Below are 24,816 nucleotides of genomic sequence, written 5' to 3'. Positions count from 1 at the left end.
GAAACTAATTCTCAATAATAATTGTACCACAAAAAACCCCCGCGTTGTGCGGGGGCTTGATCACCTTCTGATTGTCAGCGAATCGTAGAACTGTCTTCTGGGATACTCTATTTCTCTTCTTTCTTTGTTGAAAGCGGAAACCGGAACGAGATACCCTACGATTCTCATGTATTCATCTACTTTGGCTTTTCCGCAGGCCGGGCATCTCTCCCCGTAGAACGCGTGTCCATCCTCACACACGCTGATCTTCGTGTTGAACGCAAAGTACATTACACCCATGTCCGCGATCATTTTCACCATGTTGAAGGATTCTTCCTCCGTCTTGAAAGATTCTCCGAGGTTGATATGCAGAATCGCTCCTCCACTCACCTTTTTGTCCCATTTTCCGGAGTAGCGGATTCTGTTGAGAACATCCGTGTTCGCCATGAGAGGCACCCACTGGTTGGAGTAGATCTCGAACGGCTGTTTCTCACCGAAGAGAAATCTGTCTTTCTGAGCAAGAGTCACAGCCGCTTTCTCTGCGGGTACCTGTTCTATGTTGAAGGTGAAGCCGTACTCATGGTATCCCTTTTCCGCTTCTTCTCGGATGGTGTCCAAAACGTTGTCTACGAACACTTCTCCTTCTTCTGTGTACTTCAGACCGTCGATGTCTTCCGTGGTCAATCCCATGATCGAGGCGCTCTCCCAGACACCAGTGACACCGATGGTTCCGTACTGTCTGTTCAAAAGCATTAGACCGTTTTCGTAGAGAGGAAGAAGTCCTTCGGATATTCTCTCTTTTATGATCTCCCTGACTGCGGCGAGGGCTTTTTTGATGAGCTGAACGCGGTGCCTGAGAATCTGAAGATACTTTTCTCTGTCTCCGCCGCTTTCAAGAGCGATTCTTGGAAGGTTCATCGTGATCACTTTGAAGGATCCGATGTTCAGGTCCGATCCACCGATAGAGTTCATCCTTCCTTTCAGTTTTTCTTCTTCTTCGCTCGAGAGTGAGAACTTCTTCAGAGTTTGAGTAGACGATGTGAGCCTGCAGCAGGACGCCACAGCGTCTATTGAGTCGGAGATGTACCAGTTCGTGTCCTGCCACTTCATGTTGATTTTGTTTATGAAGCGAGCGCTGTCCTCGTCGAGGAACTTGCCGTCTCTATAGAGAAGGCTTGCTGTGAGTACAGGGAAAGTGAACATCTGGCGCTCTCTTTCCTTTGACACCCACTCCCAGTAGTGTTTCTGCAGAGCGATGATGTCTTCCACGTGGTCTGTGATCAAAGAACCATCTGGGTATCTTTCCCCTTCGAAAATCGCTTTTATGTAGTTTCTGTCGAGGTACGTGAAGTTCGTGTACGGAGACTGCGTTGTTCTGATGGGCTGGTTCAGCGAGTAGGTGAGTATCTGGAAATGCTGTTCTATGTACCAGTCGAGTTTGTCGCGAGGAATAATTCCTTCCTCGAGGTCTTTCTTGACGAAGTACCACATCCAGACGAAAAAGTCAGGAAGTCCAACCGCACCAGAGCTTTGGTTGGACGCGAACATCACGAACTGAATGACATGCTGAATGAATGTGGACAGGTGCTTTGCGGGCTCGGATTTTATGGTTTTTATGAACGGAAGCCCCTTCTCCACTATGGGCTGCAGGGTGTAGGCGAAACAGTAAGGCATGAGAGCTGCGTGGTGTCTGTCGTGAAGATAGACGGCACCGTTTATCTGCGCTTCAACAAACTCGTCTGCGACCTCTTTTCCGAACATCTCCTTCATCTTTTGCCAGATCCTGTACAGCGAGTAGAGGTACGTGTGCGGCTTAGATATCTCGATGAAGTAAGTACTGATGTTTGTGACCCTGACGTTCGCGTTTGCGTCGATCGTGGACTCGATGATTCCCCGTCTCACGAAGTCTTCTGTGAACTTTACCACATCGAGCTGGTCGCCGAGGCCGTCCATCTGGAACATCTCATAACCGTACTTGGAAAGAAGATCACTCATCAGTTCTTCAAATTCTCTTTCGAACGAATACTGAACCTTCATGGTGTTCCCTCCTCAACACCGCTTCGATCATTCTCTCAAAAGTTCTCCTGTCAATATGAATCTGGTTTTTAGAAGCTGGAAATCCATCTTGACGATAAGCGTGGAGGTACCTTCCCATGACAAACTCATCCACGTATTGAACGTACTTGAGAAGGTTCTCTTTTACGATGTCCTTCGGAAGCCTCCAGGTGAACAGCACTACCGTCAAGCGTTCTCCGTACTTTTCCTTGAACATCTTCGAAAGAGAAAGCGTCTCTTCTCTGTTGTACGGTGCGAGGGGTTCTCCCCCGAGAAAGACGAGGGCGGCTTTTGGGAAGTACCTCAAAAGACTCGAGAGTTTTTCATCGATGATCTTTGTCACAACCTCTGCGGGTCTTTTGTATTCTTCTGAAAGATGCCATGTTTCTGGATTGTGGCACATGTAGCATTTTGGTTTCGCATCGCACCCCTGGAAGTAAACCGACACCCCATAGAGATCTGGATGATCCCGGAAAGTTCCTATTCGGTTCACATACAAGGGAAGGACCCCCTTCCGGTGAGATCTGCTAAGATTTTACCACAATATATTGTGGTTTGTTTAGTTACATCTCAAAAAATTGTTGGTGGAGATTCTAAAAAGATGGATCTGTTTGTTAATGTTTTTCACCATTTTTCGTAATGGATCCTTTCGGGCTTGAACCTGTCCACCTGGGCAGGTTGCTCTGCGGGGTATCCCACAGGAACAATGGCGAAAGGAACGACATGTTCGGGTATTCCAAGAAGCTCTCTGAAGGCTTTCACTCTTTCCTCTCTTGGATGAACTCCACACCACACGGCTCCAAGACCGAGTTCTGTCGCTCTCAGAAGAAGGTTCTCCACGGCGGCAGAGCAGTCTTGGACCCAGTAGCCTTTGCATTTTTCAAGTGTGGGATCTCCACAGACAAGGATTACAACGGGCGCCTCTGCAGACATTTGTGCATGAGGGTGGATCTCCGCGATTTTCTTTTTTGTTTCTTCGTTTCTGATAACAACGAAATGCCACGGTTGTTGATTGCACGCAGAAGGAGCGTGCATGGCGGCACGGATGATCTCTTTCACCAGCTCGTCCGGAACATCCTTTTTCTGATACTTTCTGATACTCCTTCTCCTGTAGATGATGCTCATCTGGTTCACCCCCCGTATAATTTTAAGTATGAGACTGACAGAACTCTACAGAAAGTTACTGGAAATACACGGATCGGTTGGGAAATGGTGGCCCGGAACACCTGAGGAAATCGCAATAACTGCCATCCTCACCCAGAACACGAACTGGAAGAACGTTGAACGTGTCATGGAAAACATCAAAAACGCAGTCAAAGGAAACAACCTGCTGAAAGAACTGGATTCTCTTCCCGAGGAGAAAGTAGCAGAGCTCATAAGACCAGCGGGGTTCTTCAACATCAAAACAAAGCGCCTCAAGGCACTGTTGAAATTTCTCAAAGAATACAACTACAATCTATCTCGTCTGAGAGATCTTCCAACACATATTTTACGAGAAAGACTCCTCAAAATAAAAGGCATCGGCAAAGAAACCGCCGATGCCATTCTGCTCTACGCCTTGGAAAAACCGATTTTCGTCGTTGACAGCTACACAAGAAGACTTTTGAAGAGAATCTTCAACATCGAACTGAACGACTACGACGAAGTGCAAAGGCTTTTCATGACTCACTATCCAGAGGATGTTCGTCTTTACCAGGAGTTTCACGGGCTTATCGTGGAACACGCGAAAAAATTTTGCAGCAAAACTCCGAAGTGCGGTGTCTGCCCTTTAAAGAAAGAGTGCTGCCATGTATCACAGATGAATGGGTTTTCCTGAGACCCCTTCAAGAGCCCCGAGGATGGTTTCTGTCAGCGTTGGATGCGGGTGAATGGCTTTCTCCAGATCTTCCGCTTTCATTCTGAACTTCACGGCTATGACACCTTCCATGATCATATCGGTAGCCGATGGTGAAACGATGCTCATGCCGAGAACTGTTCTATCCTTCTTGTCCGCTATGACCTTGGCAAACCCTATGTTTTCAAGCATCGTTCTTGCCCTTCCGTTTGCAGAAACCGGGAACTTGGAGATCACAACTTCTTCGGGGTTCACGTCTTTTTCTCTCACACCGACAGATGCCACTTCCGGAGAGGAGAAGATGATACTCGGAACGGCCGAGTAATCCATTTCTTCCTCTTCTCCCGCGATGTTCTTTGCAGCGACTATTCCCTCGTACATGGCCACATGAGCGAGCATGATTCCACTTCTGATATCTCCTATCGCGTAAACGTTTTCCACGTTCGTTCTCATCCTGCTATCAGTGACGACTCCTTTTTCTATCTTCACTCCGAGAGCCTTCACGTCCTCCGGTATGTTGGGCTTTCTTCCTGCGGCGAGCAGGACCTTTTCTGCCTTCAGGGTTTCTCCATTTTCGAGTGCGACTTCAAAGCCGTCATCGACTTTGCTCAGGGAGGAAACTTTTGTTTTTTCCAGGATCTTAACACCTTTCCTTTTGAGGGCCTTTTTCACTTCTTCTGCCACATCCGAATCTTCGTAAGGGAGGATGTGTTCTGCGATCTCCACGATCGTCACATCCACACCGAAAGAACCGAAGAACGTTGCGAATTCAACACCTATGACACCACCGCCTATTATCACAAGCGACTTTGGAAATTCTTTCAAATTGAACACGTCATCACTCGTCCAGACTCCGTCGATATCGAAGGGAGAAAAAACGGAGGGAACGGATCCGTGTGCGAGGACAAGATTCTTTGCTTCCAGTTTCTCTCCCGTTTCTTGGACGACAACCGTGTTCTTGTTTTCCACGACGGCCGTTCCTTTGAAGACTTCAACTCCGTTCTTGTTCAACAGATACTCTATTCCCTTTCTTGACATCATCACACTCTTTTGAACGTGTTTCATTATGGTATCAACGTCGTATTCGACTCCTGAGACTTTCAAGCCGTACTTTGAAGCTTTCTCTTTCATTTCATCCATGAGATGAGAGACTGTGAGCATCGCCTTCGTTGGAATGCATCCCCTGTTGGTACAGGTTCCCCCGAGGGCATCTTTTTCGACAAGTGCGACCTTCTTTCCAAGCTGTACAAGTTTTATGGCGCAGACGTAACCTCCGGGTCCTCCTCCTATGATTACCGCATCGTACATCCTCTTTCCCTCCTGAGAAACCCCCTCCCAAAGGGAGGGGTTATTTCATTTTCCGAGGAATTCGAGGGCGATTTCGTATGCCTTCAAACCATACATGAGTGCAGGACCACCGCCCATACAGACTGCCACTTTGATTGTGTCGAGGATCTCTTCTTCTGTCGCTCCCGCTTTCACTGCGGCTCCCGTATGCCAGACGATACACGGTTCACATCTCACTGCCACAGCTATTCCAAGAGATATGAGTTCCTTCGTTTTTGTGTCGAGTGCTTTTGTGCTTTCAGCTGCGTGAACGTATTCTGCGAACTTTCCGATCTCAGGTGCCTTTCCGATGATCTCCTGAAGCTGCTTCTGAATCTGTTCCAGCTTTTCTTTCGCTGCCATGAGCAACACCTCCATATGAGAAATTTATAATACCATTTCAGCCGCTTTCGCCAATGGATACACCGTTGGAGCAGATGTGAGAAGTGGATGTGTTCCGATCTGCATGGTGAAGAGATCGTTCGCTGTGATGCCTTTCTGTATGCCGAGGCTTATTAGGTTCACTATCTCACCGACGCTCTTTCCACCGCACACCTGTGCACCGAGCAGGATCTTGCTGTCTTCTGAGAAGATAAGTTTCACCAGGAGTTTTGAGGTGTCTTCGAACTTTCCTGGGTGTCTGTCCGGTGCTTCCGCCTTTCCAACGACAACTTCGAATCCTTCTTCCTTCGCTATTCTCTCCGTTATTCCCACAGAGCCGAACGCTTTGCTTCCTATGACGGTTGAGTACGCGTTCAGAGAACCTTTGTTTGTCCTGATCACCTTCAAACCGTACAGATTGGACGCTGCAATTCTGGCATCAAAAACAGCAGCGGAGGCAAGCATAAGTCTGGAAGGCTTTCCAGTGAGGAAGTCTTTGTGTTGCACACAGTCACCCGCAGCGAAGATGTCTGGTTTTGAAGTTCTCATGTACTCATCTGTTTCTATGAAACCAAGTTCTGTCACTTTGAGTCCGAGTTTCTTTGCGAGTTCGGAATTTGGTCTGTAACCCGTTGCGAGCACGACCACATCGGCCGGGATCGTTTCTCCGCTGTCCAGCTTTACTCCCTCCACTTTTTCCGTTCCGAGGATCTCTGTTACTTTTCTTCCTGTAAGGACTTTGACGTTGTCCGATTCGAGTTCCTTTCTCGCGAGTTCTCCAAAATCCGGATCGAACGACACAGGAAGAAGACTGTCCATTATCTCCACAAGGGTGACGTTTTTCCCAGATTTTTTGATCTCATCGGCCACCTCAACTCCTATGAAACCACCTCCGATGATGACCACATCTTTAGCACCCTTTACCTTCTCGTGCAACAGTTTAAGATAATCGGCTTCTTTTGGAACGGTGAAGACATCTTTTAGATCCACACCTGGTATCTTCGGTGTGTTCGGTGAAGAGCCGGTTGCGATGATGAGTTTGTCGTAAGAAATCTCTTTTCCACTCTTAGCGAGAAGCTTTTTTTCATCGGGGTTTCCATCGACAACTTCATCTATCAGAAGATCTATGCCCGCACTTTTGAAGCGATCTTCAATTCCCATGTAGTCGTTTTCCACGCTGCCGAGAGTATGAAAGATGTACGGTATTCCACAGGGTACCATTTCTTTCTCGGTCTTCTTGATAACGAGAATTTTTTTGTCTCCAAAGAATCTCTTTGTGGTGAACGCCGCCACAAGACCGGCTGGCCCGCCTCCGACAACAACAACATCGTATTTCATGTTTTTCCCTCCAAAAGAGAATTTTTTCACGATCTTCCATTCACAATTTTACTACTTTTCACATTAAATTTCAACTATAAAGGTAGAAAAATCTCGAGGTGCCAAATCAACTCGCCCAGAATTCGGCTTTCAGGCTTCTTCTCATGAGATCTCTCATTGATTGGAGGGGTGATTTTCTTTCGTAAATAACCCGGTAAACTTCTTCGGAGATGGGCATATCTATTTTCTTTTCTTCTGATATTTTCATCACGGCTTTCACGGTAAAGGCACCTTCTACAACCTGTTGTGAGCTTTCAAGGAGTTTCAGCGGATCGAATCCTCGCGCTATCAATTCCCCGAAACGTCTATTCCTGCTGTAACGGCTGTTGCAAGTGACCATGAGATCTCCTATTCCAGCAAGCCCCATGAAGGTTTTCTGATCCGCTCCAAAGAACATTCCAAATCTTGCTACTTCGTAGATACCACGAGTTTCGAGTGCTGCCTTCGCGTTGTCCCATCCACCGAGTCCGTCGAGGATTCCCGCAGCGATAGCGATGACGTTCTTTAGTGCCCCGGCAATCTCTACTCCCACCACATCTTCGCAGGTGTACACCCTGAAGTACTCAGAGGAGATTCTCCTTTGAAGTTCTTTTGAATTTTCTCCAGCGAGTGTGACGGCAGTTGGAAGTTTTTTTGCGACCTCTTCGGCATGTGAAGGGCCGGAGAGGACAGCGTAAGGACAACCCAGTATCTCTTCAACGATCTCAGATACTCTTTTACCTGTTTTGATCTCTATTCCCTTTGAAAGATTCAACACCATGAAAGGTTTCACAGGTAGTCTCAGAAGATACTCTCTTATGTACTGAACGGGAATCGCTATAACGAGAATGTCTTCTTTTTTGAGCTCATCAAGATCGTTTGTGGCTCTTACGGTGATCTTCGATTCCTCCACATAAGGGCTCGTGTGTGAAACATTTATGAGATCGACGATCTCTTTCCTTCTTGCCCAGAGAACTACTTCTTCTCCGTTTTCATGCAGCATCTGTGCAAAAACTGTCCCCCAGCTCCCTGCACCGAGAACAAAAAATCTCATCTCCATTCCTCCTCGAAGATAGAATTCCCCAAGAATTTTAACAAAAAACAAAAAGCAGGGTTTTCCCCTGCTTCGTGAAATAGTGCTCTCATATCTCACGGAATCGGGTGGTTCCATACCTCTAAGGAAGTATTGAAACCTCTACCACGTTGCTTGGAAGAAGCGGAAGGTACTCCGTTTCCATACCTCTAAGGAACTATTGAAACCGGTTGGTACCTTGTCTGTTTCTACGATTTTGACTACGGGTTTCCATACCTCTAAGGAACTATTGAAACATTAATGGCCGTGTAAAAATGATTGCAGAGGCAACCGGTTTCCATACCTCTAAGGAACTATTGAAACAGACTTGGATTCACGTATTGTTTAATCTGCTGAAGCGTTTCCATACCTCTAAGGAACTATTGAAACCCGTTGAGTTCAAGAGAAATTATACCACAAACACAATCTGAAAGCAAGATGTTTTTTGACCTTCCATATCCTCCCTTTCCATAAACCATTCTAACACACAAGAGAGCACCTTCAAGTACTGTTTGGAAAAATGGAATAATTGCATAGTCAAACAATGAAAGAACACAAGCAAAAAACAGAAGATAAATTATATCAACCTAGGTCAGGGCATTTTGGGGTGTTTCTGGTAAAAATCGATTAGTTCCATGTTTCACAAATAGATGAAAGAAGGTATTCCTCAATGTGTTAGAAGTTAACTGTTAACTTCTCGAATTCAAAGCACTTACACGTCATCGATTACCACAAATTCTCTTCATATTGTCTCTTCATATCATCCATTATTCCCTTTTTAACGCATAGCTTCCGGTACCACAAACCCGCATGAAATTTTTCGTTACCGGTAATTGCATACTCTGTATCGTTCTTCCAATGCCAAGTACACACATCACCTACTTTGTGAATGATTGGAACTAACCTGGTTTGTATGCATAAAACAATATTGTTCAAAACTACCTTTATTTTCGCTAACTCGAAAAAACCTCTTGAAACATTTCCATCCTGTGGTATGATTAATTGTGTATTAATTCAAGTTACGAATAAATTCGGGAGGGATCACCGTGGATGTTGTGTTGAGAGAGCGAAACATAGAGGAGTACCGCACCATAATCGGAAACGAGGTGGACGAGATAAAAAAACTTGCAGAACCTCTTAAAGGAAAAAAGGTTCTTCACGTCAATGCGACTGCCTACGGTGGAGGAGTTGCCGAAATCCTCCACAATCTCGTTCCGCTTATGAGATCGGTTGGTCTGGACGCCAGGTGGAGGGTCATAGAGGCACCCGATGAGTTTTTCAACGTCACAAAAAAGTTTCACAACACGCTTCAAGGTGCTGATATAGAGATTTCAGAGGAAGAGTGGAACCTTTACGAAGAGGTCTGCAGAAAAAACGCAGAACTGATCCAGGACGAAGAGTTATTCGTGATCCACGATCCCCAACCAGCAGCTCTGAGAAAATTCGTGGATTTGAACGACAGAAAGTGGATCTGGAGATGTCATATAGATCTATCCACTCCAAACATGAAGGTCTGGCAGAGATTTTCCCAGTATTTGGAGGGATACGACAGACTTGTTTTCCATCTCGAGGAGTATTTCCCGCAGGGATGGAAAGAAAGGAGCATAGCTTTCCCACCGAGTATAGATCCCCTGAGTGAAAAGAATCGAGATCTTGATGAAGACACAATAAGAAAAACTCTCGAAAGACTCGAAATAGACCCGGAAAGGCCTCTGATAACTGTTGTGTCTCGATTTGATCCATGGAAAGATCTTTTCAGTGCCATCGACGTCTATAGACTGGTGAAGAAAGAGATCCCGGAGGTTCAGCTTGCCGTAGTTTCCGCCATGGCAACGGACGATCCGGAGGGATGGTTCTTCTTTGAAAAGGTCCTCAGATACGCCGGAACGGACGAAGATATAAAATTCTGCACGAACCTGAAAGGTGTTGGAAACAAGGAAGTGAACGCTATTCAGAGGGCCACGACTGTCGCTCTGCACACGGCAACAAGAGAAGGCTTCGGTCTCGTCATAAGTGAAGCACTTTACAAGAGAGTTCCGGTCGTAGCAAGGCCAGTTGGTGGTGTTAAGATACAGGTGAAACATGGAGAAAATGGTTATTTGGCATGGGAAAGAGAGGACCTTGCAGGATACGTGGTAAAACTCATAAGAGATGAAGAACTCAGAAGAAAAATGGGAGAAAAAGGAAGGCAAACTGTGGTGGAGAATTTCATTATCACGGTGCATCTGAAGAACTATCTGAAACTCTTCTCAGATCTGTTGAGGTGAGAGGGTGCCTTCTCCGCTTCTTCGAAAAGAGAACAAGATAAAGATCTTGAGGTACATACTGAGAAATGGAAAAACTACCAGAAACCAGCTTGCCAGCAATTTGAACCTCGCACACAGCACTCTGAGCTACATAATCGACGAGTTGCTCGATGAAGGTTTCCTCGTCTTTGAGGAGATCAAAAAGGAGAGGGGAAGACCATATCAGATTTTGAGTGTCAATCCAGAGAAATTCACCGCGATCGGGGTGAAGGTGGGTCGCGAAGAGGTACGGGGTGTACTCTTTGACGCAAGCATGAATCCTTTGAAAGAACACAGAGTGCAGATTCTGTCCGGTATGAGAAACAACGACGGTTATACTCGTGCTCTCAGAGAAACCATCGAACAACTTCACAGTGAAAATCTTCTCGGAGTGGGTATTTGCTCTTCTGGAATCGTGAAAGAAGGAAAAGTGATCGTTTCCCATGTGATGAACGTGAAAGACTGGGATCCAAGGAAAGTCCTGAAAGATCTTGAAAGGATCCTCGTCATGAACGATTCGGATGCTCTCTGCCGGGAAATTTCCCAGAGAGTGAACGCAGACTTTCTTCTGGTGAGCTACGGCATCGGCATAGGTGCGAGTCTCTGGAAAGATAAGAGGATTCATCACTTAGAAATGGGACACATGCTGGCTTCTTCAGAAGGAAAGTGCTACTGTGGACAGACAGGTTGTCTGGAGTATCATTCTTCAGAGTACGCTGTTTTGAAGTCTTGCCTTGGAAAAGAGATTGATTTCGAAGATTTCATCACAAGCGAAGAAGAAAAGTACAGGCAGACAATCGAAGAATTGAGAGAAAAAGCCAGAAAGGATTTTGATTCTGTGAAAGTGCACTACGAAAAGGCATTCAAAACCTTTTCTGTGGTCTTGGGGAACGTTATCATGGGTTCGGGTGTTTCTCGGGTGTTCTTCGCGGGAGAGGGTGTGGTCAACGAAGAAATGATCAAGATCTTGGAAGAGATGGTTAGAGCTCGATTCAATCGCGATTTTGTGGGAGAAGTGCAATTTCAGGTGGCCAATGCGAACTGGATGCTCGGCGCGGCTCGGGCGGTTGTTGACAAATACCTTCCTTATATTGTGAAATAAGCTCCCGGAATCCCGGGAGCTCTTTTTTAATACGCATACAATCTTCCGTACGGTCTGTGTGTGTAGGGTTTGAGGATGATGAATTCTCCGTTCAGAATCTCCTCTGAGTCGTAGTCAAAGAGTCTGCAGAACTCTTCAACATAAGGCTTGATCCTGTTGATATCCTCTTCGGTGGGCTGGAAGATTTTCACTTCTTTTCCGAGTTTGTGCTCTTCTACGGTTCCTCTGAGAAAGATCTCCCCACCGTGCATTCCTGTTCCAACGTAGTTTCCTGCGATGTTTCCATCTTCATCTTTTTCCAGTCCCAGCACTATGAGAAGTCCTCCTGCCATGTATTCTCCGAGGAAGTCTCTCGCAAAGCCTCCTATGACGACAACGGGGTAATTTTCTTTGTAGGCCTTCATGTGTATTCCCACTCGATATCCAGCATTTCTTTTTATGTAGATGTGTCCACCCCTCATGGCGTATCCTATGATGTCGCCCGCGTGCCCGTGAACCACGATTTTTCCTGCGTTCATGGTGTTTCCTACACCGTCTTGTGCGTTTCCGTTCACGATGATTTCAGGACCGTCCATGAAAACACCAAGATCGTTCCCCGGAACGCCGTTTATTTCTATTTTTACTTTCTTTCTGATTCCGGCTCCGATGTATCTCTGACCGCAAACGTTGTCCAGAACTATTTCTTCTTCTCCGTTTTCTATCGCTTCCCAGATCAAGTCGTTCAGTTTTTTGTAGTGGAGGCCTTTCGCGTCTATTCTAACCATATCTTGATTTCCCCCTCCAGCATCTTCTTTCTGAACTCTTTTGGAAGGTAAACGAGGCCGAAGTTCTCGTCGAGTAGTCTGTCTTTGAAAGAAGACACGTCGAGTTTTTGAAGGATGAGGCCTGTGTAGATTCCGGCCCTGTCTATGTCGTTCACAAGGATGGCACCTATGAGTCTGTTGTCCTTCAACACCATTTTTTTGTAGGTGTTTCCTTCTTCGAAGGTGAGGATTTCATACCCATCGTCTTCCACGTTCGAGTGCCCGACCGATATGGTTGGAATACCGGCGAGTTCAACGGAGTTCATCGGGATACCGCCGGGATACCTCACGTTTCTCCCAGCCATGTTGTAGCCAGCCACTCTTCCCTGCGCAACAGCCACAGGCCAGATGGCGATCGTTTTTCTCTGACCATCTATCAGATCGTAGAATTCAGTGCAGTCTCCCGCAGCGTAAACACCTTCCACGTTTGTTTCCATCTTTTCGTTCACCACAATACCACGGTTTATCTCTATCCCGGAGTCTTTGAGAAATTCCACATTCGGCTTTACTCCAATAGCGATGACGAGAAGCTTTGTTGGGATCTCCTTTCCGCTTTTTAGAACAACGGAGGAAACCGTGTCATCACCGTTCACTTTCACCACTGTGTCGTTCGTTATAACACTGCATCCTTCTTTTTTCAAAGCTTCGGTGATGATCTCAGATGCCTTTCTGTCGAAGGTAACGGAGAGTATCCTATCTGCCAGTTCAACAATGGTGACCTTTACTCCAAGTTCCATCAGCGCTTCCGTTGTTTTAAGACCGATCAGACCTCCACCGAGCACCACGGCTTCTTTCACATCGTTTTCTTCTATGTACTTTTCTACCTTCTCTTCGTCTTCCCACGTGGTGAATGTGAACACACCTTTCTTTCCAGTGAGTCCTTCTATGTTTGGAACAAACGGCTTTCCACCGGTGGCAATCAGGAGTTTGTCGTAGCGAATTTCTTCTCCGCTGTCTGTTACTACTGTTTTCTCCTCTGGTATCACCTTTTCGACTCTTGTAGCGGGTTTTATATCGACCCTCATTTCTCTCAGATAGTCTTCCGTTCTGTAATACATCTTCTCCTCTGTGACCTTTCTTCCAAGCAAGTAGGTGATCAAAGGTCTTGAGTATCCCACGTATTTCTCTGCCGTGATCAGAAGGATTTCTCCTTCTTTGTCAACTTCTCTGATCGCTTCTATCGCGTTCAAACCGGCTGGTCCGGATCCAACTATCACGTACCTCATTCTCTCACCTCAACCAGAACGAGCGCTTCGTTTGGACAGCCTTCGACACAGCCAGGAGTTCCTCTATCGGCACAGAGATCACACTTTGAGGCAACTTTCTTTTCTTTCGTGTTCCTTCTTATCACACCGAAGGGACAGGCCATCACACACATCCAGCATCCTACACACTTTTCTTGATTCACTCTGATGGCTCCTGTTTTTGGATCTCTGTGCATCGCGCCCGTCATACAGGCCTTCAGACAGGATGGATCATCACAGTTTCTGCACTGAAGTGCGAAAGTGACGTAATCGTGCTCTTCCACTATCACGTTTGGTTCGGGAAGTTCCGGGACGTATCTGTACACCTTTATGAGGTTTCCCGTTCCCACCTGTGCAGCGACGCAGTTTATCTCACACAGCTTACATCCCATGCAGTACTCTTCCCTGATAAGTATTCTTCTCACCGCTATCACCACGCCTCTCCTGCGGGTTTAATACCAAGGAGTTTCAACTCGTATTCGTGGAGTCCCACACCCCTGAGGACTTCCCTGTTGCCTCTCAGTGACTCTATGGCGTTGATACCCATTCCACCGAGGATTTCTTTTATCTCATGAGCCCAGGCTCTCAGAAGGTTCGCGGCTCTTCTTGCGCCTATCTCTGGATTCAGTCTCTTTGTGAGTTTTGGATCCTGGGTGGCGATTCCCCAGTTGCACTTTCCAAGGTAACACGTCTGACAGAGATGACAGCCGAGTGAAATGAGAGCGGCCGTTCCTATGTAAACCGCGTCCGCTCCGAGTGCGATCGCTTTGATCACATCGGCACTGTTTCTGATTCCACCCGCAACCACGATAGAGGCCATGTGCCTTATGCCTTCCTCTCTGAGCCTCTGATCAACAACGGCTACAGCGAATTCTATGGGAATTCCGACGTGATCTCTTGTTATCTTGGGAGCGGCTCCTGTACCACCCCTTATACCGTCTATCACTATGTAGTCCGCACCGGCTCTGACTGCACCGGCAGCGATTGGAGCCACGTTGTGGACTGCAGCGATCTTGACACCAACTGGTTTTTCGTATCTTGTGGCTTCCTTTATGGCGTAGATGAGCTGTCTCAGGTCTTCTATGGAGTAGATGTCGTGGTGCGGTGCGGGAGAGAGAGCATCGGTTCCAACGGGAATCATTCTGGTTTCCGATATGGGCTCGGTGACCTTTTCTCCCGGAAGGTGTCCACCGATACCCGGCTTTGCACCCTGCCCTATCTTTATCTCAACCGCAGATCCAGCGTTCAGATAATCTGCACTCACACCGAAGCGTCCGGATGCAACCTGAACGATCATGTTGTCCTTGAACTCTCTCAGTTCTTTCGGGAGTCCTCCTTCACCTGTGTTGAAGAAGGTTCCCACGGTCCTTGCAGCTCTTGCGAGTGAAAGGATTGCGTTCAAACTGATCGAACCGTAGGACATGGCGGTGAACATGACTGGAACTTCCAGTTTGAGCTGAGGAGCGATCTCTGTTTTGAGTTTCACTGTTCCATCCTCGTCTTCTTCAATTTCCAGTTTTTCTTCTTTTCTTCCGATGTACGTTCTGATTTCCATGGGTTCTCTGAGGGGGTCTATCGAAGGATTCGTCACCTGACTCGCGTTGAGCACTATGCGGTCGAAATAGCTGAAATAAGGTCGGTCGTTGCCCATGCTGGTGAGAAGAACTCCTCCGGTTTCTGCCTGCTTCATGATGCCTATGAGATGCTCTGGAGTCCAGTGGGCAAGAGGTCTGATGTCGAAATCGTTCTTTCGAACCGTGATGGCCTCTGTTGGACAGATAGCCTCACAGAAGTGACATCCAACACACTTGGTGTTTTCTGTGTACACTCTGTTGGCGTTTTCATCGTAGAAATTCGCACCGTAGGAACAAACCCTCACACAGGCGAGACACCTTATACATTTATAATCATCGCGTTCCACAACAAATTCGGGGGGTACTTTTCTCTTAGCCATTTTCTCCCTCCAGTACCACCTGAGTTTTCCTGGCGGATTTCAGCACTCCAACGACGGGATCACCGGCTTTTGGAGCCCAGACCTCATCAGGTTCCGGACAAACAACTCTTATAGCGGACTCCTCGGAAGCGATGTATAGAAAGTCGTCTTTTGTAGCGGCGACGAGTGGTCTGAGCTTTATTCTGTCGTTCAGCCCCATCATCATGTTGTTGTTCGCAACGATAATGGCAAACGGTCCGTTCAAAAGTGCTCCTCCGTAGTTCATTCTCAAAGCGGTGTAGAGTTTTCTTTCCTCTTCTGGCATGAGGTCTATATCTTTCCAGAGAGGCGCTGCGAGGATCTTTGCCGTGAGCTGAGGACTGTAGCCGAACCGTCTCATGAAGAGATCCACCAGGTACGCCACCACTTCAGTGTCCGTCATGAGTGTACATTTGTAGCCGTACGCTTCCAAAAACCTTCTGTTTATACCGTAGGAAGATATTTCTCCGTTGTGAACGACCGTCCAGTCGAGAATACCGAACGGATGTGCTCCTCCCCACCATCCGACGGTGTTCGTGGGGAACCTGTTGTGCGCGGTCCAGATGTAACCCTTGTACTCGTCTATTCTGTAGAAATCAGCGATGTCTTCCGGGAATCCCACTCCTTTGAAAACACCCATGTTCTTTCCACTGGACATGACGAAGGCTCCGTTAATTTTTTCGTTTATGAACATGACAGTGCTGACGACAAAGTCCTCTTCGCTCATGTCTTCAGGAATGAATTTTGGCTTCAAAAAGTATCGCCAGAGGATGTGGACTTCCTTGATGTGGGGATTTTTCCTGGTGGGGATGGGTTCACTTTCGATGATTTCGTAGTGATCTTTTATGTATTCTTCGGCATTTTTCTTATCGAGATCGCTGTCGTAGAGCATGTGGAAACAGTAAAGATCTTTCAACTCCGGATATATTCCATACGCAGCGTATCCAGCCCCAAGCCCGTTTCCTCTTTCTCTCATGAGCGCCATGCTTTCCACGATCATGTTTCCACTGAATCTCTTTCCAGAGGTGTTCATTATCCCGGAGACTCCACAGGCGGATGGGACTTTGAAATCTTTATCTGGTATCAGACGGGGAAGGTCATAGGACAAGGCATTCACCTCCTGAAGGAGAAGAGCATGAATATAAAATCTTGTGTATAACATTTATACCATATGTGTTCTCTCAATCAAAGGACTGTATCAGTATTGTTTCGTTTGAGAAAAGTAAAAGTCTGTTATGAAACATCCGTGTAATTATTCCAGTTATGGCATAAAAATTAATTTAGTCTGTGGATAAAGAAAAAGGGGATGCATTGCATCCCCTTTCTGGCTGGGAGGGGAGGACTCGAACCTCCACCAGCGGATCCAGAGTCCGCCGTCCTACCGTTAGACGACCTCCCAACGGCCTTTCAAATTATACATCAAGAACAGGGATAGTTCAAGGGGTGGTGTTTCACGTTTTTTTCACGTTCAAACTGATAGAATTTGATCAAGGTCAAAAATCGGGGTGATGAACGTGAGAGTTCTTGTGGTAGAAGACGAAAGAGATCTCGCCGATCTGATAGCCGAGGCTTTAAAGAAAGAAATGTTCACCGTCGATGTTTGTTACGATGGAGAAGAGGGTATGTACATGGCTCTGAACGAACCTTTCGATGTTGTGATTCTTGATATAATGCTTCCCGTCCACGATGGGTGGGAGATCCTGAAGTCTATGAGGGAAAACGGAGTGAACACCCCCGTTTTGATGCTCACAGCTCTTTCAGATGTAGAGTACCGTGTGAAGGGTCTCAACATGGGGGCGGACGATTACCTTCCCAAACCTTTCGATCTCAGAGAGCTCATAGCCAGGGTGAGAGCTCTCATCAGAAGAAAAAGCGAAAGCAAAAGCACAAAACTCGTGTGCGGTGACTTGATTTTGGATACAGCCACTAAAAAGGCATACAGGGGCGGTAAAGAAATAGATTTGACAAAGAAGGAGTACCAAATTTTGGAATACCTTGTGATGAACAAAAACAGAGTTGTCACAAAGGAGGAGCTCCAGGAACACCTGTGGAGCTTCGATGATGAAGTTTTCTCCGATGTTTTGAGAAGTCATATAAAGAATTTGAGGAAGAAAGTGGACAAAGGGTTTAAAAGGAAAATAATTCACACGGTGAGAGGTATCGGTTATGTTGCCCGTGACGAATGAGAGGAAGGCTTTCAGAAAAACACAGCTCATCTGGACAGCTGTGTTTACACTTTCTATACTCCTCATAGTTGCCATCACGGTGGGTGCTGTTTTCATTGTGGAAAAGAGAAGAATAACCAGTCAGTTCGATGGAGAACTGAGAAGAACGGCTGATCTCATCGAAAGAAGGTTGAAAGCTCCCGGGATGATGGGAATGCTCCGCACGTTCAGAGGATTGGATCCTCTTTTTGTGCCACGTGGTGAGGCGTTCCAGTTTTTGTTTCCGTCTGGTGAGGTCTTTCTGGAAGTGGGAGAACAGATAGGAACTCCCGAAACTCCCGTGGAAGAGGGGTTTTCCACGGAAGGGAACTACAGGATTTTCACCAAAAAGATAGATCTGGGAGACACCACAATATTCCTGAGGGTGGGAAAGGACATCTCCGATCTCATAGAGCGAAGCAGAAGACTTCTTTCCATGTATTTGCTCGTGATTCTGTTTTCTGCGGGGGGAGCCGCTGTATTCGGATATTTCGTGTCCAGCCTGGCTCTGCTTCCCGTGAGGAATGCCTACAACAGCCTGAAAAGATTCTCGATGGACGCCTCCCATGAACTGAAAACACCTCTCTCTGTTCTGAAAACAAGTCTCGATGTTCTGAAGTATCGGGAAGATTTACCGGATGACGTGAAAAGCAAATTGAATGTTATGGAAAAAAACGTGGATAAAATGAGCAAGCAAATTAACCAGCTCCTTCTTCTCGTGAAAAGCGAAAGTTCTTTCAACGGTGTTGTGAAAGAGAGAATAAACCTCAAGGAGTTTCTCCAGCAGATCGTGAATGAATTCAAACCGAAAGCAGAATCAAAGGGTTTGGTGCTGGAAATAGATTGCCCAGAAGATCTATTTTTAGAAACCGAGAAAGATACCTTGAGGGTGATACTGGAGAATCTGATCGATAACGCTGTGAAGTTCACAGAGAAAGGGAAAGTGATCGTCGGTGCAAGAAAGGAAGGTAGATTAACCATCTACGTTCAGGACACAGGACCTGGAATTCCGAAAAAAGAACAGAAGAGAATCTTTGAGAGATTCTACAGAATATCCAGAAACACAGAGGGTTCTGGACTGGGTCTTTCCATAGTCAAGGAACTCGCCTCCAGATTGAAAGCGAAAGTGATTCTTGAAAGCGAAGAAGGAAAAGGTAGCACCTTCAAACTCGTTTTTTGAGGGTGTTGTAACAATCCCTGCAGACCGCAATGTATTTCTCCTGTCCCCCAACGTCTATTTCTTCTTCGCCTCCTGCTACTTTTAATGTGAGAGTAGCGTTGTACTCACCACATCGGTGACAGACTGCCTTCTTTTTGATCACGGTGTCGGCGAGGCTGAGAAGCAGAGCGGTTGTTTCAAAGGGATTTTGCTTGTGTGTGAGATCGAGTCCCGCACAGAAAACATCTATTCCTCTGTCGAGAAGATCTTTCACCACTTCAAACAAACCGGGGCTGAAGAACTGCACCTCATCTATGAAAACTCCCCGGGTGTCTTCTTCGATGTACTTTCGAATTTCCTCAGGACGTTCTATCACGTGTGCTTCAACACCGTTTCCAGAATGAGAGACGATCATGGTGGAGTGATATCTGCTGTCGATTTTTGGTTTAAAGACAGCAACTTTTTTCTTTCCCAGTTTGTATATCTCCACAAAGGAGAGAAGTTCTGTCGTTTTTCCAGAGTACATAGGACCCGTGATTATGGTTAATTTTCCTGACATGTCGATCCCTCCCCGACGATTATACAACCCGGAGTGTTAACAATCTTCCCAGTCAAACTGAAACATTCTCATAATTGACAGCGGTTTTTTGAATTGATAGTATTGAGACATATAAAATCCTCCAGAAATTTATTCCCGGAAATTAGTAATAAATATCCAATCCAACATGGGGTTTGTACCCTCAAGAAAACGAACCCCATGGTGTTTGTTTTTTGTTTTTCAAGAATATTGTTTATTTGTATCATATTGATAGAGAATTAATCTTAAAAGAGTCAACAAACATATTTACCAAAAGGAGGTGTTTTTATGCGAAAGAGAGTTTTTTCCTTGTTGCTAGTTCTTGCTTTTCTTTCTGTGGGTTTCGCCCAGAACGGTGTCACAGATGTCGGCTGGTCACTCGACATGGTCTGGATCCTCATTTCCGCAGCGCTGGTCTTCTTCATGCAGGCGGGTTTTGCCATGGTAGAGTCTGGTTTCACCCGCGCAAAGAACACGGTGAATGTGCTCATGAAAAACCTCATGGATTTTGCGATCGGATCTGTGGTCTTCTTCATCTTCGGTTACTGGATTATGTTCGGGAAACATCCTCTCACCTTTGATCCCTCCACAAAAGAAGGTCTCTGGGATTTTGCCATGTGGATGTTTCAGATGGCTTTCGCAGGTACGGCCGCGACGATTGTGTCCGGAGCGATGGCAGAGCGCACTAAGTTTTCCGCGTACCTCGCTTACACAGGTTTCATAACAGGAATCATCTATTCGGTTGTTGGAAGGTGGATCTGGGGAGGAGGATGGCTTGCACAGAAAGGTTTTATCGATTTTGCAGGTTCCACAGTTGTTCATTCTGTTGGTGGATGGGCTGCCATGATAGGTGCGGCTCTTCTTGGGCCCAGGTTTGGAAAGTACGACAGTCAGGGAAATCCCAGGCCTATTCCAGGGCATAACATTCCTCTTGCTGCTCTTGGAACCTTCATCCTCTGGTTTGGATGGTTCGGGTTCAATGGAGGGAGTACCCTTGCCGGAACGAACGGTGCGATAGGGATGATCATATTGAACACCAACCTCGCTGCCGCCACTGGAGCACTTGCCGCGATGTTCACCGTATGGGCAAAATATGGAAAGCCGGATGCGAGTATGACGATGAACGGTGCTCTTGCTGGCCTTGTTGCCATCACCGCACCGTGTGCTGTGGTGTCTCCTGTGAGTTCTTTGATCATAGGAGCGATCGGAGGGGTGCTCGTAGTGTTTGCGGTTGAGTTCTTCGACAAAGTTTTGAAAATCGACGATCCCGTTGGGGCCATATCCGTTCACGGTGTCAACGGTGCTTGGGGGACTCTCGCCGTGGGGCTCTTTGCGGAGAGCAAGTACGCTCTTGCAAGCGGGATGGGGGATGTGAACGGACTCTTCTTCGGAGGAGGAGTGCATCAACTTGGAGTTCAGTTTCTGGGGGTGGTCAGTGTGTTTGCCTGGACAGTAGTGACCAGTTTCCTTGTTTTCTGGTTCATCAAAAAGACAATTGGTTTGAGGGTGGACAGAGACATAGAGTTGAAGGGGCTGGATATAGAGGAGCACGGCATGGAAGGATACGCTGATTTTGAAATCTTCACCACAAGATGAAGGAGGTGACAGTATGAAACTGATCATAGCTGTTATACAACCCCACAAGTTACCGGATGTGAAAAAGGCACTTTTCGATGCTCAGATTTACAAGATGACTGTCATGAACGTTCTTGGATGTGGTCAACAGAAGGGATACACAGAAACGTATCGAGGTGAAGTAGAAGAGGTGAATCTTCTCAAAAAGGTGATGCTTCTCATAGCGGTCAATGAAGAATTCGTTGAACCAACTATCGAGGCGATTCAAAAAGGAGCAAGGACAGGAAACATAGGAGATGGGAAAATTTTTGTGCTGGATCTGCTGGATTGCATTAGGATCAGAACGGGAGAAAGAGGACGGGAGGCCATAGGATAAGGTTTCCTTTCGGGAGGAGAAACCTCCTCCCCTTTTTTCGGCCTCCCTTGAAACGACGTCTGGGATTGAAATTATACTACAGAAGGCGAGGGCACGTAAAGCCCTCGCTTTTGTTTGTGATACAATCTCATAAGGGTGAGTTTGTGAAAGACAGGCTGGAGGAATACCTGAACAATCTGAAAATAGAGAAGAAACCGGATAGTAGAGAATCCTGGGACTCCTACTTCATGAGGATTGCCAGGATGGTTAGTGAGCGATCGACCTGTGTTCACAGAAAAGTGGGAGCTGTGATTGTGAAAGATCACAGAATCCTCGCCACCGGATACAACCAGCCTCCCTCGAAATTTCCCCACTGCAACGAAATCGGATGTATCCGCGATGACCTTGAAATAAATTCTGGAGAACACCAGGAGATATGCTACGCGCTACACGCGGAGCAGAACGCATTGATGCAAGCGGCAAAGTTCGGTATAGCGGTCAACGGTGCTACCATATATGTCACGCACAAACCGTGTTCAATCTGTGCAAGACTCATAGTTAACGCTGGAATAAAGAGAGTCGTTTACGAGAAGGATTATCCTGATCCTCTGACAGATTTCTTCTTCAAGTTCACGGGAGTGGAAAGTGTTCGCTTTGTAGGTGATGAGATGTGAAGACGGAAAGACTCATTTCTTACCTCAGGCCGGGCAGGTGGCCGAGCGTCTGGTGCCCGGGTTGTGGGAACGGAATAGTCCTGAAAGCGTTCCTGGAAGCCGTGGATGACCTCGCACTTCCAAAAGAAAAAGTGGCTGTGGTGTCTGGAATCGGTTGTTCCTCGAGGGCTACAGGGTACCTCGATTTCAACACGTTGCACACCCTTCATGGAAGGGCAATCGCCTTCGCAACGGGAGTGAAGCTGGCAAAGCCGGATTTCGAAGTGGTTGTGATGGGAGGAGACGGAGACATTCTCTCGATAGGTGGGAACCATTTCATACACGCGTGTAGGAGGAACATAGATATAACCGTTGTCATTTTCAACAACATGATATACGGCATGACAGGTGGCCAGGTTTCTTCAACGACTCCTCAGTATTATCAGACTTCGACAACTCCTCTTGGGGCCTTTGAAAAACCGTTCGACGCGGTGGAGATAGCTCTCTCCGCTGGAGCCACTTTCGTTGCGAGAAGTACCGTTTATCACTACGATCACCTGGTGAGAGTCCTAAAAAAGGCCCTTCAGCACCGGGGAATTTCTGTTGTTGACGTTCTAACGAACTGTCACACCTACTTTGGACGGTACAACGGCATGCCCGAACCTCATCAGATGATGGAATACTTCAAGAACAACACGTGTTTTCTGGAACGACCCGAAGAAGGTAAAATAAAGATAGGAATCTTCCGTGAGGAAGAAAAAGAAGACTTTCTGACTGTTTACAGGCGTTTGACCAGAAAAGAAGGTGCGATGGAATGACAGAGCCTGTTTCCATACGAATAGCGGGTATCAGCGGACAGGGAAACATACTGGCGGGTTTGATACTCGCGAAGGCTCTCGTTTATGAAGGTAAATGGGTTGTCCAAACGCAGTCTTACAGCGCTCAGGTGAGAGGAGATGTCAGTTACTGCGACGTGCTTTACGACGACTCACCGATAGACTATCCAGAGAGTGAATATTTCGACATTGTGTGTATTCTTCATCAGAAAGCGATGGACGAGCTTTACAAGTCGGTGAAAGTAAACGGTGTGGTCATTCTCGATCAAACTTTTGTGAAGAACGTTCCTGACTTCGTAAAGAGAATAACCCGAAAGATTCTGTTTGTACCCGCTACAGAAAGGGCCATTTCAGAATTCAAGACGGCTATGGTTTCTAACGTCATAATGGTGGGGGTACTTGCCAAAGTTTGTAACATAGTGAAGCTCGATTCTTTGAAAAGAGCACTGAAAGATCACGTGAGGAGGCCTCTGTGGGACATAAACCTGAAGGCTTTGGAGTTCGGCTACAACATGTTCGAAAAACAGTTCAAGATAAAAACAGAGAGGGTGTGGAAGAGGCTTGCAGCGGGATTCGAATAATATTTTGAAATCCTTCAAAAACGCCTTTGAAGGAATAGAAAATGCCTTAAAACTGGAAAGAAATCTCAAAATACATTTCTTCATAGGGATCGTTGTGGCTATTTTTTCTCTCTTTTTGCCGTTGAGTGCGAATGATCTTTTGTGGATATACTTTGCCATATTCTCTGTCATTGGAGCGGAGCTTCTCAACACGGTGGTGGAAAAATTTCTCGATCTTTTCTTCAAGGAGTACAGTGAATCGGTAAAGCTCGTGAAAGATATAGCGGCCGGTGTGGTTCTCTGGTATTCACTTTTTTCAGTGGTTGTGGGTATTTTGATACTGGGAAAAGCTCTTTTCTCCTGGGAACCTTCGTTTGCCAAGTTCTTCGTTTCTGGTGTTTTGATATTCTTTCCTGTAATCTCTTTTTCCATGAGGAGGTACAGAAATGACAGACAGGGTGATAAGAGTACTGGTGGTAGATGACTCGGCGTTCATGAGGATGGTACTCAAAGATATCATAGATTCTCAGCCAGACATGAAGGTAGTGGGATTCGCTAAAGACGGTTTGGAAGCCGTTGAAAAGGCTGTAGAACTCAAACCAGACGTCATAACCATGGACATCGAAATGCCGAATCTGAACGGAATTGAAGCGCTGAAACTCATCATGAAAAAAGTCCCCACACGAGTCATCATGGTGAGCAGTTTGACGGAAGAAGGCGCGGCGATCACAATAGAAGCTCTCAGAAACGGTGCGGTGGATTTCATCACCAAGCCGCACGGTTCGGTTTCTCTCACTTTCAGACAAGTTGCCCCGGAACTTCTGGAAAAGATCAGACAGGCGATGAACGTGGATCCACGCACTCTCCTCTTTAAGCCGAAGGTTTCACGGCTCACCATAACCAAACCAGCTGTAAGTGGGAAAATCGTGGTTATAGGTTCCTCAACCGGAGGGCCCAGATCGCTCGACATGATCATCCCAAACCTTCCGAAAAACTTCCCAGCTCCAATAGTGGTGGTCCAGCACATGCCTCCTGGTTTCACAAAATCGCTCGCAATGAGGCTAGACAGCACCTCTGAACTCACAGTGAAGGAGGCCGAAGACGGAGAAGAGGTCAAGCCCGGTTTTGTTTATATCGCTCCCGGGGACTTCCATCTTGGTTTGAAAGCCCAGAACGGCAAGGTTTTTTTCTTCCTGGACAAGTCTGATAAAATAAACAACGTGAGGCCATCGGTGGATTTCACCCTGGACAAAGCAGCGGAGATATACAAATCCAAAACGATAGCTGTGATTCTCACGGGTATGGGCAAAGATGGCACCAAGGGAGCATTCAAGGTCAAGTTTTACGGTGGAACGGTAATAGCCGAAGATAAAGAAACATGTGTCGTCTTTGGAATGCCCAAGTCGGTGATCGAAGAAGGTTACTCTGATTACGTTCTTCCGGCCTATAAAATACCTGAGAAGCTGATAGAACTCGTATGAAAGGATG

At 46.6% G+C, this 24,816-nt stretch carries 25 protein-coding genes, 1 tRNA gene and 1 CRISPR repeat array; of the genes, 12 read left to right on the top strand and 14 right to left on the bottom strand.

The window, feature by feature from the left end; all coding sequences use genetic code 11:
- Positions 1 to 60 precede the first annotated feature (60 nt).
- The 3 genes from TPET_RS02720 to TPET_RS02710 form a co-directional block, all read right to left on the bottom strand.
- Positions 61 to 2,016 (bottom strand): anaerobic ribonucleoside-triphosphate reductase, encoded by a 1,956-nt coding sequence (locus TPET_RS02720; protein WP_011943163.1) that lies wholly within the window; start codon positions 2,014 to 2,016, stop codon positions 61 to 63.
- Entirely contained in the window at positions 1,982 to 2,527 is a 546-nt protein-coding gene (gene nrdG, locus TPET_RS02715; protein WP_011943162.1) for an anaerobic ribonucleoside-triphosphate reductase activating protein, read from the bottom strand. Before nrdG ends, TPET_RS02720 begins: the two co-directional genes overlap by 35 nt.
- 131 nt (positions 2,528 to 2,658) lie before the next feature.
- On the bottom strand, positions 2,659 to 3,159 hold the full coding sequence (locus TPET_RS02710) for a nitroreductase family protein (RefSeq protein WP_011943161.1): 501 nt from the start codon (positions 3,157 to 3,159) through the stop codon (positions 2,659 to 2,661).
- A gap of 28 nt (positions 3,160 to 3,187) precedes the next feature.
- On the opposite strand from TPET_RS02710, the gene TPET_RS02705 reads away from it, so the two are divergent.
- Positions 3,188 to 3,850, top strand: coding sequence for an endonuclease III domain-containing protein (locus tag TPET_RS02705; protein ID WP_011943160.1), 663 nt, complete (start codon positions 3,188 to 3,190; stop codon positions 3,848 to 3,850).
- Here the strand turns inward: TPET_RS02705 and lpdA are convergent.
- The 4 genes from lpdA to TPET_RS02685 form a co-directional block, all read right to left on the bottom strand.
- Complete coding sequence (gene lpdA / locus TPET_RS02700) at positions 3,827 to 5,176, bottom strand: dihydrolipoyl dehydrogenase (protein ID WP_011943159.1); 1,350 nt, start codon at positions 5,174 to 5,176, stop codon at positions 3,827 to 3,829. The genes TPET_RS02705 and lpdA overlap by 24 nt on opposite strands.
- 45 nt (positions 5,177 to 5,221) lie before the next feature.
- Complete coding sequence (locus TPET_RS02695) at positions 5,222 to 5,557, bottom strand: carboxymuconolactone decarboxylase family protein (RefSeq protein ID WP_011943158.1); 336 nt, start codon at positions 5,555 to 5,557, stop codon at positions 5,222 to 5,224.
- Positions 5,558 to 5,581: 24 nt separating this feature from the next.
- A complete protein-coding gene (locus tag TPET_RS02690) occupies positions 5,582 to 6,913 on the bottom strand; it encodes an FAD-dependent oxidoreductase (RefSeq protein ID WP_011943157.1) in 1,332 nt (443 codons plus the stop codon).
- Positions 6,914 to 7,019: 106 nt separating this feature from the next.
- A complete protein-coding gene (locus TPET_RS02685) occupies positions 7,020 to 7,985 on the bottom strand; it encodes an NAD(P)H-dependent glycerol-3-phosphate dehydrogenase (protein WP_012895852.1) in 966 nt (321 codons plus the stop codon).
- A gap of 109 nt (positions 7,986 to 8,094) precedes the next feature.
- Positions 8,095 to 8,393: a CRISPR direct-repeat array (repeat unit 30 nt; unit sequence GTTTCCATACCTCTAAGGAACTATTGAAAC).
- Positions 8,394 to 9,049: 656 nt separating this feature from the next.
- Here TPET_RS02685 and TPET_RS02675 point away from each other — a divergent pair.
- The gene (locus TPET_RS02675; RefSeq protein WP_011943155.1) at positions 9,050 to 10,270 is read left to right on the top strand and encodes a glycosyltransferase; all 1,221 of its coding nucleotides are present in this window, start codon (positions 9,050 to 9,052) and stop codon (positions 10,268 to 10,270) included.
- Between the two features lie 4 nt (positions 10,271 to 10,274).
- The gene (locus tag TPET_RS02670; protein ID WP_011943154.1) at positions 10,275 to 11,390 is read left to right on the top strand and encodes an ROK family transcriptional regulator; all 1,116 of its coding nucleotides are present in this window, start codon (positions 10,275 to 10,277) and stop codon (positions 11,388 to 11,390) included.
- Between the two features lie 26 nt (positions 11,391 to 11,416).
- On the opposite strand, the gene TPET_RS02665 is transcribed toward TPET_RS02670, so the two are convergent.
- The 6 genes from TPET_RS02665 to TPET_RS02640 all read right to left on the bottom strand — a co-directional run bounded on the left by TPET_RS02665 (position 11,417) and on the right by TPET_RS02640 (position 16,808).
- Positions 11,417 to 12,154 (bottom strand): GltB/FmdC/FwdC-like GXGXG domain-containing protein, encoded by a 738-nt coding sequence (locus tag TPET_RS02665; RefSeq protein WP_008191950.1) that lies wholly within the window; start codon positions 12,152 to 12,154, stop codon positions 11,417 to 11,419.
- Positions 12,142 to 13,419: an NAD(P)/FAD-dependent oxidoreductase gene (locus TPET_RS02660; protein ID WP_011943153.1), complete on the bottom strand. Its 1,278-nt coding sequence runs from the start codon at positions 13,417 to 13,419 to the stop codon at positions 12,142 to 12,144. The genes TPET_RS02665 and TPET_RS02660 overlap by 13 nt, the downstream gene beginning before the upstream one ends.
- Positions 13,416 to 13,862 carry a 4Fe-4S dicluster domain-containing protein gene (locus tag TPET_RS02655; protein ID WP_024103735.1) on the bottom strand — a complete coding sequence of 149 codons (447 nt, stop codon included), beginning with the start codon at positions 13,860 to 13,862 and terminating at the stop codon, positions 13,416 to 13,418. The genes TPET_RS02660 and TPET_RS02655 overlap by 4 nt, the downstream gene beginning before the upstream one ends.
- A gap of 5 nt (positions 13,863 to 13,867) precedes the next feature.
- On the bottom strand, positions 13,868 to 15,391 hold the full coding sequence (locus TPET_RS02650; protein WP_004083229.1) for a glutamate synthase-related protein: 1,524 nt from the start codon (positions 15,389 to 15,391) through the stop codon (positions 13,868 to 13,870).
- Entirely contained in the window at positions 15,384 to 16,517 is a 1,134-nt protein-coding gene (locus tag TPET_RS02645; protein WP_012895854.1) for a class II glutamine amidotransferase, read from the bottom strand. The genes TPET_RS02650 and TPET_RS02645 overlap by 8 nt, the downstream gene beginning before the upstream one ends.
- Positions 16,518 to 16,734: 217 nt before the next feature.
- Positions 16,735 to 16,808, bottom strand: a tRNA-Gln gene (locus TPET_RS02640).
- A gap of 115 nt (positions 16,809 to 16,923) precedes the next feature.
- Here TPET_RS02640 and TPET_RS02635 point away from each other — a divergent pair.
- A complete protein-coding gene (locus tag TPET_RS02635) occupies positions 16,924 to 17,595 on the top strand; it encodes a response regulator transcription factor (protein ID WP_011943151.1) in 672 nt (223 codons plus the stop codon).
- Positions 17,576 to 18,793: a sensor histidine kinase gene (locus tag TPET_RS02630; RefSeq protein ID WP_011943150.1), complete on the top strand. Its 1,218-nt coding sequence runs from the start codon at positions 17,576 to 17,578 to the stop codon at positions 18,791 to 18,793. The genes TPET_RS02635 and TPET_RS02630 overlap by 20 nt, the downstream gene beginning before the upstream one ends.
- On the opposite strand, the gene TPET_RS02625 is transcribed toward TPET_RS02630, so the two are convergent.
- Complete coding sequence (locus TPET_RS02625; protein WP_011943149.1) at positions 18,777 to 19,331, bottom strand: thymidine kinase; 555 nt, start codon at positions 19,329 to 19,331, stop codon at positions 18,777 to 18,779. The two genes, TPET_RS02630 and TPET_RS02625, sit on opposite strands and share 17 nt — an antisense overlap.
- Before the next feature lie 306 nt (positions 19,332 to 19,637).
- On the opposite strand from TPET_RS02625, the gene TPET_RS02620 reads away from it, so the two are divergent.
- The 7 genes from TPET_RS02620 to TPET_RS02590 all read left to right on the top strand — a co-directional run bounded on the left by TPET_RS02620 (position 19,638) and on the right by TPET_RS02590 (position 24,809).
- Positions 19,638 to 20,945: an ammonium transporter gene (locus tag TPET_RS02620; protein ID WP_011943148.1), complete on the top strand. Its 1,308-nt coding sequence runs from the start codon at positions 19,638 to 19,640 to the stop codon at positions 20,943 to 20,945.
- A 13-nt stretch (positions 20,946 to 20,958) separates the two neighbouring features.
- Positions 20,959 to 21,300, top strand: coding sequence for a P-II family nitrogen regulator (locus TPET_RS02615; RefSeq protein ID WP_011943147.1), 342 nt, complete (start codon positions 20,959 to 20,961; stop codon positions 21,298 to 21,300).
- A 143-nt stretch (positions 21,301 to 21,443) separates the two neighbouring features.
- Positions 21,444 to 21,953, top strand: coding sequence for a deoxycytidylate deaminase (locus TPET_RS02610; protein ID WP_004083243.1), 510 nt, complete (start codon positions 21,444 to 21,446; stop codon positions 21,951 to 21,953).
- Positions 21,950 to 22,750, top strand: a complete 801-nt coding sequence (locus TPET_RS02605; RefSeq protein ID WP_004083245.1) for a 2-oxoacid:ferredoxin oxidoreductase subunit beta — start codon at positions 21,950 to 21,952, stop codon at positions 22,748 to 22,750. The genes TPET_RS02610 and TPET_RS02605 overlap by 4 nt, the downstream gene beginning before the upstream one ends.
- Positions 22,747 to 23,349 (top strand): 2-oxoacid:acceptor oxidoreductase family protein, encoded by a 603-nt coding sequence (locus tag TPET_RS02600; RefSeq protein WP_004083247.1) that lies wholly within the window; start codon positions 22,747 to 22,749, stop codon positions 23,347 to 23,349. The genes TPET_RS02605 and TPET_RS02600 overlap by 4 nt, the downstream gene beginning before the upstream one ends.
- On the top strand, positions 23,330 to 23,812 hold the full coding sequence (locus TPET_RS02595) for a diacylglycerol kinase family protein (protein ID WP_011943146.1): 483 nt from the start codon (positions 23,330 to 23,332) through the stop codon (positions 23,810 to 23,812). Before TPET_RS02600 ends, TPET_RS02595 begins: the two co-directional genes overlap by 20 nt.
- On the top strand, positions 23,775 to 24,809 hold the full coding sequence (locus TPET_RS02590) for a protein-glutamate methylesterase/protein-glutamine glutaminase (protein WP_008191974.1): 1,035 nt from the start codon (positions 23,775 to 23,777) through the stop codon (positions 24,807 to 24,809). Before TPET_RS02595 ends, TPET_RS02590 begins: the two co-directional genes overlap by 38 nt.
- The last annotated feature ends 7 nt before the right edge of the window (positions 24,810 to 24,816 follow it).

Origin of the sequence: Thermotoga petrophila RKU-1 (genome assembly GCF_000016785.1) — a bacterium.
Classification (GTDB): domain Bacteria; phylum Thermotogota; class Thermotogae; order Thermotogales; family Thermotogaceae; genus Thermotoga; species Thermotoga petrophila.
This window is presented reverse-complemented; position numbering and strand designations above follow the sequence as displayed.